The sequence below is a fragment of the Paenibacillus sp. sgz302115 genome (genome assembly GCF_056120445.1).
The window spans coordinates 92,159-107,795 of sequence record NZ_JBVYOK010000006.1; the positions used below are offsets into that span (position 1 = coordinate 92,159).

At 54.4% G+C, this 15,637-nt stretch carries 16 protein-coding genes; 6 read left to right on the forward strand and 10 right to left on the reverse strand.

The window, feature by feature from the left end; genetic code table 11:
- Nucleotides 1-30: 30 nt before the first annotated feature.
- From AC0LWN_RS13975 to AC0LWN_RS14005, 7 genes are all read right to left on the reverse strand, one after another.
- Entirely contained in the window at nt 31-789 is a 759-nt protein-coding gene (locus AC0LWN_RS13975) for a hypothetical protein (RefSeq protein ID WP_474666237.1), read from the reverse strand.
- Between the two features lie 8 nt (nt 790-797).
- Complete coding sequence (locus AC0LWN_RS13980) at nt 798-1,079, reverse strand: BMC domain-containing protein (protein WP_019908484.1); 282 nt, start codon at nt 1,077-1,079, stop codon at nt 798-800.
- 369 nt (nt 1,080-1,448) lie between these two features.
- Nucleotides 1,449-1,814, reverse strand: coding sequence for a BMC domain-containing protein (locus AC0LWN_RS13985; protein ID WP_474666240.1), 366 nt, complete (start codon nt 1,812-1,814; stop codon nt 1,449-1,451).
- A gap of 38 nt (nt 1,815-1,852) precedes the next feature.
- Complete coding sequence (locus AC0LWN_RS13990) at nt 1,853-2,986, reverse strand: hypothetical protein (RefSeq protein ID WP_474666242.1); 1,134 nt, start codon at nt 2,984-2,986, stop codon at nt 1,853-1,855.
- A 195-nt stretch (nt 2,987-3,181) separates the two neighbouring features.
- The gene (locus AC0LWN_RS13995) at nt 3,182-3,445 is read right to left on the reverse strand and encodes a BMC domain-containing protein (RefSeq protein ID WP_474666244.1); all 264 of its coding nucleotides are present in this window, start codon (nt 3,443-3,445) and stop codon (nt 3,182-3,184) included.
- Between the two features lie 413 nt (nt 3,446-3,858).
- Nucleotides 3,859-5,202, reverse strand: coding sequence for a UbiD family decarboxylase (locus AC0LWN_RS14000; protein ID WP_474666246.1), 1,344 nt, complete (start codon nt 5,200-5,202; stop codon nt 3,859-3,861).
- Between the two features lie 338 nt (nt 5,203-5,540).
- Complete coding sequence (locus tag AC0LWN_RS14005) at nt 5,541-6,308, reverse strand: helix-turn-helix transcriptional regulator (protein WP_474666248.1); 768 nt, start codon at nt 6,306-6,308, stop codon at nt 5,541-5,543.
- Nucleotides 6,309-6,636: 328 nt separating this feature from the next.
- On the opposite strand from AC0LWN_RS14005, the gene AC0LWN_RS14010 reads away from it, so the two are divergent.
- From AC0LWN_RS14010 to AC0LWN_RS14035, 6 genes are all read left to right on the forward strand, one after another.
- Complete coding sequence (locus tag AC0LWN_RS14010; RefSeq protein WP_474666250.1) at nt 6,637-7,785, forward strand: BMP family ABC transporter substrate-binding protein; 1,149 nt, start codon at nt 6,637-6,639, stop codon at nt 7,783-7,785.
- A 107-nt stretch (nt 7,786-7,892) separates the two neighbouring features.
- Entirely contained in the window at nt 7,893-9,455 is a 1,563-nt protein-coding gene (locus AC0LWN_RS14015; RefSeq protein ID WP_474666252.1) for an ABC transporter ATP-binding protein, read from the forward strand.
- On the forward strand, nt 9,448-10,494 hold the full coding sequence (locus AC0LWN_RS14020) for an ABC transporter permease (protein ID WP_474666254.1): 1,047 nt from the start codon (nt 9,448-9,450) through the stop codon (nt 10,492-10,494). Before AC0LWN_RS14015 ends, AC0LWN_RS14020 begins: the two co-directional genes overlap by 8 nt.
- Nucleotides 10,491-11,426 (forward strand): ABC transporter permease, encoded by a 936-nt coding sequence (locus AC0LWN_RS14025; RefSeq protein WP_474666256.1) that lies wholly within the window; start codon nt 10,491-10,493, stop codon nt 11,424-11,426. The genes AC0LWN_RS14020 and AC0LWN_RS14025 overlap by 4 nt, the downstream gene beginning before the upstream one ends.
- A 274-nt stretch (nt 11,427-11,700) precedes the next feature.
- Nucleotides 11,701-12,657, forward strand: a complete 957-nt coding sequence (locus AC0LWN_RS14030) for a nucleoside hydrolase (protein WP_474666258.1) — start codon at nt 11,701-11,703, stop codon at nt 12,655-12,657.
- Nucleotides 12,658-12,660: 3 nt separating this feature from the next.
- Nucleotides 12,661-14,058: an ADP-ribosylglycohydrolase family protein gene (locus AC0LWN_RS14035; protein WP_474666260.1), complete on the forward strand. Its 1,398-nt coding sequence runs from the start codon at nt 12,661-12,663 to the stop codon at nt 14,056-14,058.
- Here the strand turns inward: AC0LWN_RS14035 and AC0LWN_RS14040 are convergent.
- The 3 genes from AC0LWN_RS14040 to AC0LWN_RS14050 all read right to left on the reverse strand — a co-directional run bounded on the left by AC0LWN_RS14040 (nt 14,013) and on the right by AC0LWN_RS14050 (nt 15,509).
- The gene (locus AC0LWN_RS14040; protein WP_474666262.1) at nt 14,013-14,405 is read right to left on the reverse strand and encodes a hypothetical protein; all 393 of its coding nucleotides are present in this window, start codon (nt 14,403-14,405) and stop codon (nt 14,013-14,015) included. The two genes, AC0LWN_RS14035 and AC0LWN_RS14040, sit on opposite strands and share 46 nt — an antisense overlap.
- Nucleotides 14,406-14,422: 17 nt before the next feature.
- Nucleotides 14,423-14,977 (reverse strand): UbiX family flavin prenyltransferase, encoded by a 555-nt coding sequence (locus AC0LWN_RS14045; RefSeq protein WP_474666264.1) that lies wholly within the window; start codon nt 14,975-14,977, stop codon nt 14,423-14,425.
- A gap of 166 nt (nt 14,978-15,143) precedes the next feature.
- On the reverse strand, nt 15,144-15,509 hold the full coding sequence (locus AC0LWN_RS14050) for a DUF2294 domain-containing protein (RefSeq protein WP_458967288.1): 366 nt from the start codon (nt 15,507-15,509) through the stop codon (nt 15,144-15,146).
- Nucleotides 15,510-15,637: the final 128 nt, after the last annotated feature.

Below are 15,637 nucleotides of genomic sequence, written 5' to 3' on the forward strand. Positions count from 1 at the left end.
TGAATGTCACCTCTTTGATTTGAATGCGTCTTATTGGAATAGCAGATCTATTCCGTACTGTCTGGCGGTATCCGCAGCAAGCGGTGTGACTACCGCAGGCCCGTTCAGCGCGATGGAGGTTCTGCGCAGCTTGTTTGCGGCGTAGATGTCCTCTGCGGTCAGAACCTGCTTTTTGTGCGCCGCTGCTTTGCCGCCGGACGCACCGGACAGCCACTTGCACACCTGATCCGGCTCCAGCAGCTTAATGCCGTAGCCATCGATTTTGTCGAGCATAGCGTACATCTCGGCCTTGAGCAGAGGGGAGGCCTGCGCTAGTCCTTGCTCGCCCCAGCGGTAATGCTCCGGCTCCGCGCCAAGCGCCAAAGCTGCGACCGGTTTGCCGGCACATAGCGATGCTATGATCAGATTCACGAAGGGATGGCTGGTATCGAGCCGGGTTAGCCGGGAGAGCAGGGACAGCGACAGCACTGGAATAAACAGGGCATCGGCATCCGTAGTTCCCGGAGAGCACAGGGAGGAGGTGGGGATAATCAAATCGTCCACCCCTGTGCGGCTGGCCAGTTCCCCGGCGCTTATTGCAGCAAGGAGCTGCTCCTCCGCCCACAATTGTAGCCGGATCTTTTCGCTGCTTAGGCTGCGAACTGCCGCATAACCTTCCTCCATGCCGATAAAATGTCCGGCCAGCAGCACCAGAACCCGGGGATAGTCCTCCTGCAGCGCTGCCGCTCGTGACCGGTAAGACAACCCCAGCAGGGCATTGGCTGCAACCGCGCTACGCCGGCTGTCCATTGGAGCGCTTATTCAATGCCTTTGGACAGCAGGGCACGTTCGACTTCGCTGTGCGGACGTGGAATAACATGGACGGATACCAGTTCTCCGACCCGTTTGGCGGCAGCGGCTCCCGCATCGGTAGCGGCTTTCACGGCGCCTACGTCTCCGCGGACCATGACGGTAACGAGACCGAAGCCGATTTTTTCATACCCGCAAATTTCCACGTTCGCTGCCTTGACCATTGCATCCGCAGCTTCAATCGCGCCTACCAGACCTTTGGTTTCAATCAATCCGAGTGATTCTCCCATTATAAAAACCTCCATGAAATTATTGGGTGTACTTAAGCGAGTTGTGAGTTAGGAGCTGCATGTTATGAGTTGTAAGTTGTAAGTTGTAAGTTGAGAGTTAAGAGTTAAGAGTTATGAGTTAAGAGCTAAGAGCTAAGAGCTAAGAGCTAAGAGTTGAGAGTTGAGAGTTAAGAGTTAAGAGTTAAGAGCTAAGAGCTAAAAGTTAAGAGTTAAGTGCTACTAAACTAAGAGTTACGAGCTGCGAAGGTATAAGTTATGACCAAAGGCCAGAGAGATTCCAGCGCTTGGTTGCCCAAGCAGATTAGTAGCTTTTAGACCGACCATGCTATCTTGGCTGACGCTTCTGCTGTGCAGGAGGTACGACAGGCTTTATTCCGGCTCATCCGGTAGCTTCTTGTCGGCTGTTTCCTTTGGAGCGGCTGTTGCAGCGCTGTGTGGCGGCGGGGCGAGAAGGAATTTCGTCAGTATTTTGCTGCTGACATCTTCATGGGCTTTGGCGATGACATGGGCGGAAACAACCTTGCCGACACGCTGCGCTTCTGCTCGGCCCGCCTCCACCGAAGCACTGACGGCAGCGACATCTCCGCTCAGATGGATGGTTACTCCAAGAGAACCGCCGACGCCAATAATTTTTTCAACCGCCACTAGCTGCACATTTGCCGCCTTCAGAGCCGCATCCGCAGCAGAAACGGCGGTAGTATATCCAAGTGTCTCAATCAATCCCAATGCTTGCATATCTACGGCCTCCCCTTCTATTGATCTGCATCAGTGGCCTATGGCCGCTGTTCAACCATTAAGCTGTTCAAAGCAGGCTCTAGAGCCGTTATCCCGGCCGGGGTCCCGCTTATAATACAGCAGCTATGCTCCGTACGAATGCTTAGGCCAGCATCGGGCTGGCTGTACAGCAGCCGCTCCACGGTCCCAATGCTGCTCCAGCGGGAGCCGGCGTCAATCACGGCTATAGCTTCCTGCAGCCCTGCGCCCAAATGCCGCCGCAGCAAGGAACCGGGATTTGGGCTGATGTATACTTGCACTGGCTGGGCGGCTTCGCTGTGCAGCCGTTCTGCTATTTCCGTCAGATGGCGAGTGATTCCATCGGCATCACTGCTGAACAGCATAAGCTCAAACCCGCTTCCGGCAGGGCTCCAGCGGACATCAGCCTCCAGCCCGGGATCTGCAGAGAGCAGCTCCTCGGCGGCGAATAGTTGCCCCGGGTGGCAGGCCGGGGCAATCAAAATCCCCGCCGCGCTATAATTACGGCCGGATATACCGAGCAGCGGGCGCAACCTGCTGCTGATCTCGGGGAACAGCCAGCACTCGATTCCTCCTGCAGAAGGGAGACGGCAGGGTTCCGGCGAGCCGGGAACCCATAGGGCGGGCAGCTCTGAAGAAGCGGAGGCTGCGCGGGAATTCTCCCCAACGTTCCGAGGCGGTGAGGGCTTAACCGGCAGAGTGCGCAGCAGCAGAGGAGACAGACACTGTTCGGCAAACTGTCTGTTTTGAAACTGTCTGTTCTGAAGCTGTCCGCCCCCGGCAGCGCGGGTGATCAGCCCCAGCCGTTTATCCGCTTTTTCCTTCTGGTAATTAATTCGTTTGATCTCCCCGGACGGTTTGCTGCAATTTCCCGGCTGTAAGCACGTATGCGGGCAATCTGCTTTGCTGTTCGCTGTACAGGCGTGGGCAGTTCTGCCAGCTGTGGAAAGAGTGGGGGCGCCAGTTGTGCCATAGCTGCGGATAGTTCCCGGAGCACTGGGGACGCTCGACGCAGTGGAATTGCTGGAAGCGGCGTAAATGCTGGATGAAGCGGAGAAGCCTGAATTAGCGTGAGCGACGGCAGCTCCGGCAGATGCCGGGAGGTGGTTTCTCAGCAGCACCTCGGCGACAATGTTTTTCATGAAATCGGACATGTTCATCACCCCCTCAAGGTTTTGAGTAACATTATGAAGCAGCAGTATTGGGTCAGAGAGAAGTCGGGCTTTGGTCTTTGAAGCGAATAGCGGGTTCATGGTCCTGAACCTAAGAATGAAAGGCTCAGGGCGGAGGAACCACAGGAGAACATGAGCGTTTTCTTTGGTGGTGGCCCCCATTCGGCAACAGGGCTTCTATAGCATTTTGGCTAAATCATGATGCGGCCGCGGGATGACATTTGAAGCCACAAGCTCGCCGCCCGTTCGCCCGTAAGCTGCAACTCCAGCCCCCACGGCTGCTTGCACAGCGGCGACATCGCCTGCGACAATTACGGTCACCAGGCCGGAGCCTACCCGCTTGAAGCTGACCAGCTTCACATTGGCCGCCTTGCACATGGCGTCCAACGCCTCCAGCGCCGGGGTCAGTCCCCGGGTCTCAATTAATCCGATAGCTTGCATGATCCACCTCCTTATAAGCCTTGCGGAGCAAAGCTGGCATCGAAAGCATGGGCTTAGCTTTGTAGAGCAAAGCGGAAATTGTACACATTAACATTTGCTCTGAGTAACAAGGCTTCATTCGGCTCACTTTTGCAGAGCAGATTGCAGATGAACTTCTATATCGTTTGGAGCCGATCTGGTTCAGCGGAAGAGATAGCTGCATTTGCTGCAGTTAAATGGACCGGAAATAAGCCGTTATTGACAATAAGTGTATTCGGTACAATTAAAAAAGGGCGAGAGGCCTTCTTTTCGCAAAAGCTGATATTTTAGCTGTACGAAGTGCAATTAACTCTTCCGTAGCGTCAAAAAGTATCTATATAGTTGCACGATATACAGTTAAAGCCTGGAAACAGCCTGCTGGCCCATCGGCTCAACTACAAATACCGGGCCAGCTCAATCTCATCCTGGCCGGGGATGTGAGTACGGCGGAAATGCTCGGCTTCGGCCAGGGGGAAGGTGGCGTCGATGCCCATCTTGGCCGAGACTCCCCGCAGGTTGTGCGAAGGCTCCAGCGGGGAGCCTTTGGCGCCTGTGACAATGAATGTGTCCAGGTCCGCCTGCACCCGGGTGGCGATGGCCCACTCGACATCGAGCGGGTCGAACAGATTGACGTCCTCGTCGACAACGACGACATGCTTCAGGTCCTTGTCGCTGGCAAAGGCGGCGAGCAGGGCGGTTTTGCCGTCGCCCTCGTTCACCTTGCGGATGCGGATCACCGCATGGTAGCGGCCGATGCCGCCCATGCTGATATGCACATCCTGCACGCCGGGCACCACCTGGCGGACGGAGCCGAGGAGGGCGATCTCCCGGGAGATCGCCATAGGCAGCTTCTCCTCATAGCTGGCCGGGAGGATGGTCTGCCAGATTGGGCTGTTCCGGTAGGTGACAGCGGAGAACTCGACCACCGGCTGCTCCGTGCGCGGCCCGTAGTAGCCGCCCAGCTCGCCGAACGGGCCTTCCGGCTCGCGGATGCGGGGGAGAATCCGGCCCTCGAATACGACCTCGGCCTCCGCCAGCACCTCCAGGTCCACCGTCTTGCAGCGGACCACCTCCAGCGGCTGGCCGAGCAGAGCGGAGGCGACCTCCAGCTTGTCGACATGGAACAGATGGGTGCTGATCTGGGAGGCCAGCACCACCGCCGGCACAATGCCGAACATAAATGCCGCCTCCATCGGCTCGCCGCGCTCCTCGAATTCCCTGAACTGCTGGAACAGCTCGGGGGAGGAGATCAGAATGCTGGTCCGGTTGCCCTCCAGCAGTTGCATGCGCCGGATGGAGGTGTAACGCTTATGCCCATCCTCACCTTTAACAACCATGACGCCGGAGACATAATAGGCTCCGCTGTCCAGCGCATTGTAGGTGCACACCGGGAACAGCTCCCGCAGGTTGATCCTGCCGGTGAGCACGTTCTCGTGCACCGGAGCCTGCTCCCGGCTGCGCGTCGGCAGCGGTTGGACCACGGCCTCGATCAGCCGGGGCAGCAGCTCCGCAGGCTGCATCTCCATGCTCTCGGCCATCAGCTCCTTTGAGCCGCCAAGACCGGCGGCCATCGGCATGTCATAGCCCTTGACCTTCTGGAACACCAGCGGATGTGCTCCCTTGACCGCTTTGATCACTGCCCCAAGCTCAAAGCGCGGGTCAACCTCCTTGCGGATATGCAGCAGCTTGCCGGTCTGCTCCCAATACGCGAGCAGCTCGCGCATATTCATAAAAGCCATAGTACAAGACACCTCCAGCTCGTCATTAACTTCCATCACTTCAACAAACAAAAAAAGAAGCCGCAGAAATAGAGAGTCTCTTCTCTAAATCGCGGCTTCCTTCATTCTGTGAACAGAAATGGGGCAAACCTTATGTTGAGGCGGCTTATCAGGATGCAATCGAGATGAAGCCGTTGATGTTCATGAACCGTCCGCACTATAAACCGGGGTCAGCTATATTCCCAACTGCAAGATAAATCCCGCAAATATGGGGGAAGCCAGCCGGTACAAGTCATAAACGCGTAAGCTTAAGTTCCATTATAGTGAAAACCTGCGAAAAGTAAATAATCAATGTTACATTAATTCACTTCACTTTTCTTCTTGCTGCTGATGCGGAAGGTGCGCGGAGATACTCCAACCTCTCTTTTGAAAATATTGCAAAATTGGGCGTCGTTCACGAAACCAGCAGCCGAAGACACCTCGGAAATATGCATTTGGTTATGCAGCAGCAGGGACTTGGCATAATCCAGGCGTTTCAGTAAAAGATAACGGTGCGGCGAGTGTCCAAATCTTTCCTTGAATAAATGCCGGAACCGGTCATAGCTGTAGCCGGACATTTCTGCCAGCGATGCGATCGAAAGCTTGTGGCGGTAATGCTCATTCATATAATTCAGCATGTACTGCATCTGGTCCTCTGCCGGGGAGTGAAAATCCGACGCGCCAAGCAGACGCTGCAGAAATACGGTGATCTCGCTCATCTGCAAATTCAGCAATTCGGCGAACCCGTCGCGCTTGCGCTTGAACTCCGCATTCATCCGCTGCAGGGTTTGCAGTACGGTGTGTTCCTTATCATCGTCATACACGCCGTACAGGGTGTTGATAATCGGATTTCCGCAGTGGAAGCCGACGAACAGAACCTCCGGTCTGGGCTGATGATTCTCGTCATGCTTGAAATTGGGCGGAATCAGCGCGAAGGTGAAGGGCCGGAAGTGGAAGCTGCGGTTTCCGATGCTCGTGGTCCCATGGCCGTGAATGTAATACACAAGCTCGAAACACTCATGCTGATGCGGGGGAATATACGTATTCGCTTCATGCTCTGCATTTACAATATATAGGACACGATCCATGATGCCCCTCCATTTCTCATCATTTAGCCGAATCATGCAAAAATTTGACCGAAAGCATATAAATATTTAATGATCGATTTGTTATGATCGTATCAATAAAACCGAAGATTCGCAACCAGACTGGCCATCTTGTTCGGGAATTGCAAGGTTTTACGACAAAATGTAACATGAATTGTTTGGTTTTCAACCTGATTCACTCATTTTCAATATTTCAAGTGTCTCTTGTCCAAGCACCACATAAAGAAAGATATATCAAAACGTGCAATTGGAACATTATGCTGTTTCCTCAGTGGTTAATCAACTTCAAACAGGGGTGTGAGCTTAGAAAATGAAAAAGAATGTTCTGGCTTTAATGTTGCTGGCGGTAATGGTACTGGTCACTGCTTGTGGGGGCAACTCGTCAGGCAGCGGGAATGCTGCGAATGCAGGTACGAATGCGGGAACAAATAAGAAAGGCGAAGAAGCTGCCGCAGGGGACAAGCTGAAGGTGGTGCTGCTGATTCCGGGGACGCTGGGAGACAAGTCGTTTTTTGATGCAGCCAACAGCGGTTTGCAAAAGGTGAAGGACGAGCTTGGCGCGGAAACCAAAGTGGTGGAAATGGGCACTGACAAGACGAAATGGGAGCCTACTTTTAACGATATCGCCGCTGAGGATTGGGATGTGGTCATCTCGGGCGGATCGGAAATTACGGAAATGTTCAATGCAACGGCTGAAGCGAATCCGGATAAAAAATTCATCAACTACGACACCGACATCGATGAAGCGCCGGCAAATATGTACAACATGTCCTACGCAACCAATGAAGTTTCTTTTCTGGCCGGAGCTGTAGCGGCACTTGCTACAAAGTCCAACATGCCGAACGCCAACAAGGACAACGTTATCGGATTCTTGGGCGGGATGGATATCCCCGGCATTAATGCGTTCCTCGTCGGCTACATTCAGGGAGCGCAATATGTTGATCCTGATGTGAAGGTGGCGGTATCCTATGCGGGCGATTTTGTGAACCCGGCCAAGGGTAAGGAGCTGTCGCTGATCCAGTATAACTCGGGCGTGGATGTGATTTTCAACGTAGCAGGTGGTACAGGGCTTGGAATCTTTGATGCAGCCAAGGAGAAGAAGAAATACGCCATCGGCGTCGATTCCGACCAGGCAAATCTGCTGAAGGACACGGATAGTGAAAAAGCCAATCTGATCGTCACTTCCGCCATCAAAAAAATCGACATGGCCATTCTCGGTGCAGTGAAAAAGCTGCAGGAAGGCACGCTGCAAATGGGCAAACGTGATGTACTGGGCTTTGTAGAGGACGGTGTGGGCATCGCTGAGAACGACATTTACAAAGGTGTATTCCCGGCGGACCTGCAGGCTAAGGTAGAAGAAGTGAAGCAGAAGCTGATCAATAAGGAAATAAAGGTCGACAATGCGATGGGGATGGAAACTTCCGAAGTCGAAGCGATCCGTAATGCGGTTAAACCATAAGACAATCATCAAAAAGACAGCTCACGCAGTTGGAATCTCTTCCGGATACGAAGGGTTCCAACTGCCATTTTTTGCAGATCACCTATGTTGAAAGGCGTTGATGACCCATGCCAAATGCTCTGCTGGAAATGCGGGGAATCACGAAAGTATATCCAAACGGCGTCGTTGCGAACAAGGACGTTGAATTTACACTCACTGAGGGCGAAATCCATGCGATTGCCGGAGAGAACGGGGCCGGTAAATCGACTCTGATGAAGATCATGTTCGGAATGGAAGAGCCAAGCGACGGCGAGATTTATATCCGGGGAGAAAAAGTAAAGCTGCAGTCCCCACAGGACGCCATTGACCGCGGCATCGGCATGGTCCATCAGCATTTTATGCTGGTGCCTTCTTTTACCGTGGCTGAAAATATGGTGCTCGGCATGGAGCCGCGCAAAGCGATCGGCTTCAATTATAGCGAAGCGGTACGTCTGACAGAAGAAACGGCGCGCAAATACAATCTCGCAGTTAATGCCAAAGCAAAGGTCGAGGATCTGACGGTCGGCATGAAGCAGAAGGTGGAGATTCTGAAGGCGCTGGTGCGCGGAGCGAAAATCCTTATCCTCGATGAGCCGACGGCGGTGCTGACTCCGCAGGAAACAGAGGAGCTGTTCCATGAGCTGAAGCAGCTCAAGCAGCAAGGGCATACCATCGTGTTCATCTCGCACAAGCTGAAGGAAGTCAAAGCAATCTGCGACCGGATTACCATTATGCGCGGCGGCAGAAGCGAGGGTGTCTTTCAGACCAGCGAGGTGACCGAGCAGGAAATCTCGCGGCTGATGGTCGGGCGCGATGTTGTGCTGAAATACGATAAGGATAACACTCCGCAGGGTGAGCCCATTCTCACGGTGGACCATTTGGGTGTTACGGACAGTCAGGGAAAAGCGCTTCTGTCGGAGATCAGCTTCTCCGTCCGGGCAGGCCAGATTGTCGGGATTGCCGGAGTTGAGGGAAATGGGCAGACCCAGCTAATCGAGGCGCTGACCGGAGGGCTTCACGGCGTAACCACCAGCGGGGCGGTGAGTGTCAGAGGTACGGATATCCGGGAGTCGGATATTCTGGGCATCCGCAGCCTGGGGGTATCGTATATCCCTGAGGACCGGATGCGCCAAGGGGCGGCTGGTGACGCCAGCATTGCGGACAACCTGATCTCTACGCAGTATCGTTCCAAGGAACTGAACAAAGGGCCTTTTTTCAAAGGTTCCAAAATTGCCGCCCTGGCCGCTTCGCTGGTCGAAGAATTCAAGGTGCGCTGCTCCGGGCCGCAGCAGCCGATCGGCATGCTGTCCGGGGGCAATATGCAAAAGGTAGTCGTCGCCAGAGAATGCTCCACCAATCCGCAACTGCTCATTGCCGAGCAGCCGACCCGGGGCGTGGACATCGGAGCTGCGCAGTTCATTCACCAGAAGCTGCTCGAGCTGCGCTCGAACAACTGTGCAATTGTGCTGGTCTCAGCGGATTTGAATGAAATTCTGGAGCTGAGCGACACTCTGCTTGTGATGTACGAAGGACAAATCGTCGCTTATTTTGATAAGCCTTCCGAGGTAAGCGAAGAGGAATTGGGACTGTATATGCTGGGCATCCACCGTCAGGACAAAGAGCAGACCGGGAGGGCCGTTAACCATGTTTAAAGTCAAATATTTTGAGGCTATCCGGACGGCGGCGGTTATTGTGATCGCGCTGATTATCGCTTTTCTGATCATTTCGCTGGTCAGCGACCAGCCGGTGAAGACGATCGGTATTTTTCTGCTGGAGCCTTTATCTACGAAGGGGCATATCGGCAACGTCATTGAAATGGCAATTCCGCTGATGTTCACAGGACTGGCCGTTTCGCTCTTGTTCCGGGCGAATATGTTCAACCTGGGGGCGGAAGGAATCTTTTATTTCTCCGGGGTCGTGGCTTCTGTGCTGGCGATTCATCTCAGTCTGAACGGCTGGCTGCATCCGCTTGTGGCGATTGCCGCAGGCTCCATAGTGGGGGCGCTGCTGTCGGCGATTCCCGGAATTCTCAAAGCCAAATGGAACGCCAACGAGCTGGTAACTTCACTAATGTTCAATAACATTCTTTTTGGCATTGGACTGTACTTGCTGAATTACCATTTGCGGGATGCCAAGGCCTTCGCCAACGTCTCTTTCAAATTTGAGAAGACTGCGCAGCTCAGCAAGATTTTTACAGGCACGCGGATTCATACCGGACTTATTATTGTGCTCGTGCTGATTGTGCTGGCCCATCTGTTTCTCTACAAAACCAAATGGGGTTATGAGCTGCGGATGACCGGGGTGAACCGGGATTTCGCCCGCTACTCGGGCATGAAGACGGCAAAGGTGATTATTCTGGTCCATCTGATCGCCGGATTCATTGCCGGAATGGGCGGATCGGTGGAGGTGCTCGGGATGTACAGCCGGTTCCAGTGGACCTCACTGCCGGGTTACGGCCTGGATGGAGCGCTGGTGGCGATGCTCGCCAAAAACAATCCGCTATCCGTCATTGCCTCTGCTCTGTTCCTGGCCTACATTCGGATCGGGGCCGACCTGATGGCGCGGCTGTCCGATGTGCCGTCGGAGATGATCTCGATCATCCAGGCTGTTATTATTCTGCTGATTTCTGCAGAGCAATTCCTTAAGTTCTGGAAGAACCGGATGCTGCTGAAGGAGGCGAAAGAAGCATGAACAGTCTGTTGAATGTTATTTTGACGACGGATTTTGCTTTCTCCGTACTTCGTGTAACGACACCGATTCTGTTCGCTGCGCTGGGGGCATTGATCTCGAACCGTGCCGGCATCATCAACATCGGGATGGAAGGGATCATGCTGGTTTCGGCCTTGGCCGGGGTAATTGTCAGTGCCTATACGCATAGCGCATGGGTCGGACTGCTCGGTGCGGTGCTGCTCGGTACGCTTATTGCGGGAATGCTGGCTTTTTTCACCTTGAAGTTCAAAACCCATATCATTCTTGGCGGTGTGGCGATCAATATGTTCGCATCGGGCGGTACGGTGTTCATTCTGTATCTGCTCAGCGGGGATAAAGGTTCGTCTACCACTCTGGCCAGCAAGGTGCTGCCGAGTGTGGAAATTCCGCTATTGAAGGACATTCCGGTGCTGGGGCCGATTCTGTCGGGACATCATATTCTGACCTATTTCTCCATTCTGTCCGTGCTGGTGGTCTATTATCTGTTGAACCGCACACCGCTGGGGCTGCGCATCCGTTCGGTAGGCGAGAACCCGCATGCGGCCCAGTCGGTCGGGGTCAGTGTGATCAAAATCCAGTATACTGCGCTCCTGCTTAGCGGATTCTTCGCCAGTCTGGGCGGCGCATATATGTCGATGGGCTATCTGTCGCTGTTCACCCGCGATATGGTTGCAGGCCGGGGCTGGATCGCGATTGCCGCCGAATCCATGGGCCGGAGCACGACGATTGGAACAGCGCTGACCTCACTCCTCTTCGGAGCCGCCGACGCACTCGCTAATGCGCTTCAGGTGCTGAAGATTCCAGCCGAGCTGATCGGTACGCTTCCTTATGTGGCGACGGTGATCGGTCTGATTATTTACGCGGTATCCGAATCGCGGAAGAAGAACAAGAAGCTTAAGACTACTGCGAAATAGGTGGGGACCTGCTAGGTCTGCCTTATAAAAGACGGAATAAAGACATAGGCAATAAGGTGTGAGTAGCGGAGGGGAAGTTTGGAACTGGAGGAGCGATAGCGTCCGCCTTTATGGACCAATTTCAACCGCGAACAGCGTTTCAAATCAGGAAATTGGGGCATAACAGCGGCCGGAAGTCCAAACATTCCCCGCAGTTACGACCAACCACAATTGGAGCAACAGCTTCATTTCGTTTTATTATTTTTCACGATAAACATACAAGGGAGCGACAACGATGCCAACACCTATCATTATTGACTGCGATCCGGGGCATGATGACGCGATTGCCATACTGCTTGCGCTGGCTCATCCTGAGCAGCTGGAGATCCGGGGAATCACCACGGTTGGCGGCAACCAGATCCTTGATAAAATCACCGACAATGCGCTCAAAGTTCTGAGCTTTGTGAATGCCGACATTCCTGTAGCCAAAGGCGCGGCGGCGCCGCTGCTGGGCAAGCTGGTAACGGGGGAGGAGGCGCATGGCGAGTCCGGCATGGACGGCCCGGCGCTTCCGGCCAGCAAATTCAAGCCGGTGGACCAGGGAGCGGTAGAATTCATGCTGGAGATCATCCGGTCATCGGAAGAGAAAATTACGCTGGTGCCGACAGCACCGCTCACGAACATCGCCCTGCTCATTACGGCTTACCCTGAAGTGAAGGACAAAATCGAGAAAATTTCCCTGATGGGCGGCGGACTGGCTTACGGAAATGTAACGTCAACAGCGGAGTTCAATATTTATGTAGACCCCGAAGCGGCGCGGATTGTTTTCGAATCCGGGATTCCGATTGTGATGAGCGGGCTGGATGTGACGGATAAGGCGGCTATTTTTGAAGAGGAGATTCTGGAGCTGAAAACCCGGGGACCCGTGTCCGTAATGGTCGGTGAGCTGCTGGATTTCTATTCGATCTATGGCAAAAAAATGGGCTATATCGGCAATGCGCTGCATGATCCATGTGCCGTCGCCTGGTTATTGCACCCTGAGCTGTTCGAATCAGAGCAGCTATACGTTACGGTAGAAACCGAAGGCAAGCTGACCCGGGGCATGACCGTTGCCGACCGGCGCAAGAAGCCGGACCGTGCTGCAAATGCGCAGGTGCTGATGGGAGTGGACCGCGAAGCCTTCATCAAGCTGCTGTTTGATTCGTTAGAGAGACTCGACCGTGAGCATGGGCTTGCGGCGGGAGAGAAATAGCGGATGGCGGGCTGGGAACGTCTGCAAGAGACGGTGCGGCTGGAGCTGCTGCAGCGCGGAGAGGAGGGCTGCCGGACCGGTAGCCTGTCAGAAAAGTTTACTGCCGCTGGAAGCGATGAAAGCAAGCTTATGGAAGTTTACCGGGAGCTGATGGCACTGACTGTGGCAGAGGACTTCCCGTATCAGGAGCCGTCGGACCTTCCGGCGATACGGAAGCTGCGCCCGGATGGGCCGCGCAGGCTTGCGGTGGAGTGGACCCCGGAGCAGTGGATGGACAGATTCTACGGAGCCTGGCTGGGCAGAAGCGTTGGCTGTGCACTCGGCAAGCCACTGGAATATTGGGATTATCTGTACGGCAAGGACGGGCGTCCGGGCTGGGAGAATATTGAGCTGTGGTTCCGCGGCGCGGATGCCTGGCCGATCACTGGCTATACCCCGGAGCATTCGCGGGCGGAGAAGGAATATGGCCTCCGCTTGAGCGACTGGTCGTTCACGAGCACCCGGGAGAAAATCTCATATATGGAAAGCGACGATGATATCCGTTATACCGTCTTAAGCCTGCTGCTGCTGGAGCAGAAGGGGCTGGACTGGGATTCATGGGATATCGGCAAGCTGTGGCACGGCCATCTGACCTACAGTCAGGTATGCACAGCGGAAACGCAGGCCTATATGAATTTCGCCCAGGAAACCTCCCATTTGCATGGGGAGAAGCCGGAGGATTGGCCGCTGCGGCAGGAGCGGGTGCGGATGCACCTCAATCCGTACCGGGAATGGATCGGAGCGGCTATCCGTGCGGACGGACTGGCCTATGGAGCGGCCGGATATCCCGAGCTGGCGGCGGAGCTGGGCTTCCGGGATGCCTCCTTTTCACATGTGAAGAACGGAATTTACGGTGAAATGTTCAATGCCGCGATGATTTCCGCCGCGTTCGCCGGGCTGGACAATGAGCGTATTGTGGAAATCGGGCTGAGCGAGATTCCACAGACGAGCAGGCTGGCCAGCGATGTCCTGCAGGGGATCGAAATCGCGCAGAAGGCAGGCAGCGAGCGGGAACTGGTCAGCAGGCTGTGGGACCGGTTCAGCCATTACGATCCCGTACATGCGAACAACAATGCCGCCATTGTCGCCGCCTCGCTGGTGTATGGGGGCGATGATTTCGAGAAGGCAGTAGTGGCTTCGGTATACGCGGGAATGGATACGGATTGCAACGGCGCTACGGTTGGCTCCATCATGGGAGCGAAGCTGGGAGCCGCGCGGCTGCCGGCCCAATGGACGGCCCCTCTTAACGATACGCTGTATGCCGATCTGCCCGGCTTCCACCCGATTGCGATATCGGAGGTTGCGGAGCGGAGCTATCAAGTGTTCCTGAAGCTTCGCGCGGAGCTTGAAGTCCGGAAATGACAGCACGAAGCGAAGCCTATTGAGTTATTCGGCTTCGGCACTAAAAGGGAAGACCGCAGCCATGTGAGGCAGGCTGCGGTCTTCCCTTTTTTACTGTTTAGGAAATTACAATTTTCATTTATTGAGGAAATGATGAACTTGTTCAGTAACAACGGCAGAAATGCCGTTGTTGAAGCGCGAACGGTCGGTTTGTTCAGTAACAACAGCAGAAATGCCGTTGTTGAGTTGCGAATGGTCGGTTTGTTCAGCAACAACAGCAGAAATGCCGTTGTTGAGGCGCAAACGGTCAGTTTGTTCAGCAACAACAGCAGAAATGCAGTTGTTGAAGCACCTTTGTTCTTGGACATCGGCGCTCCCGCTCCCGCTAAGCTTCGCCCCACCGCTTCATTAGCTGATGATCAATGCCGAGCGCGTCGAGGACGCGGGCGTTCATGAAATTCACCAGCTCCCAGATTTCCTTCGGATGATTGTAGAAGCCCGGGGACGCGGGCATGATGTCCGCTCCTGCGCGGGCAACCCGCAGCATATTCTCCAGATGGATCAGATGCAGCGGCGTTTCGCGAGGCACAATGATCAGCCTGCGCTTCTCCTTGAGCATGACGCTGGCCGCGCGGCTGAGCAGCGTGTCGCCCATGCCGTTCGCAATGGCGCCAAGTGTATTCATCGAGCAAGGGATGATCACCATGCCGTCCGTCTTGAATGATCCGCTTGCTACTGGAGCGAACAGGTCATTATTGTGCAGCGCGGTGGCATATTCGGCGATTTCCTGCATCTGGACGCCGCACTCGTATTTCAGCACATTTTCACCGGCGCTGGTCGCTATGACATAGGTTTCGATCCCAAGCTGATGGAGGCTGCGGATCAGCGAATAGGCGTAGATCGCCCCGCTGGCTCCTGTAACTGCAACAATAATTTTCATAATTTATGCTCCTTTGGGTGTGGATTTTGCGCTGCAAAAACAAAAAAAGAAGCCGTTGAAATAGAGACCTTCTCTAATCAACGGCTTCCTTCAGTCTGTGAACAGAAATCGGGCAAGCCTTATTTTTTTGCCGGGTCAGCAGGAGGTCAGCAAGATAAATCCTGCATCATTGCCCTGAACCGGCTTCACTAATTACAATCGTACAGGCCCAGTTGGTTCCGGGATCATAATCCCGCAGCACCCCTGTGACCGTCAGGCCCAGCTCTTCGGTGAGCTTCCTCTGTATCCGCTGCTTGAACTCCTGATGGAGCGCGGCATCGACGGACTGCTTAAGCTCGGGATAATGCTCTTCCAGCGCCCGCAGAGCAGTTACCCGCTGATGCTTGACCAGGAACATGATCATGGCTTCGCTGGCAGCTTCAATCTTGAGCTGTGTCACTCCCACGCCATACAATTCCTTGTGCACTTCGTTATAACAGCGGGACAAGCGTTTCTTGAATTCATTGGATGAAAGAAGCCCGGCCACCGACATGCATCCCACTTCCCTTATAACTGGATATATACAGTGAAATAAAGAATTTATTATCAAAAAGGGCGGAAGTGACGGAGGGGAAGTTTGGAACTGGAGGAGCGTCAGCGTCCGCCTGAAAGCTTTCCGTA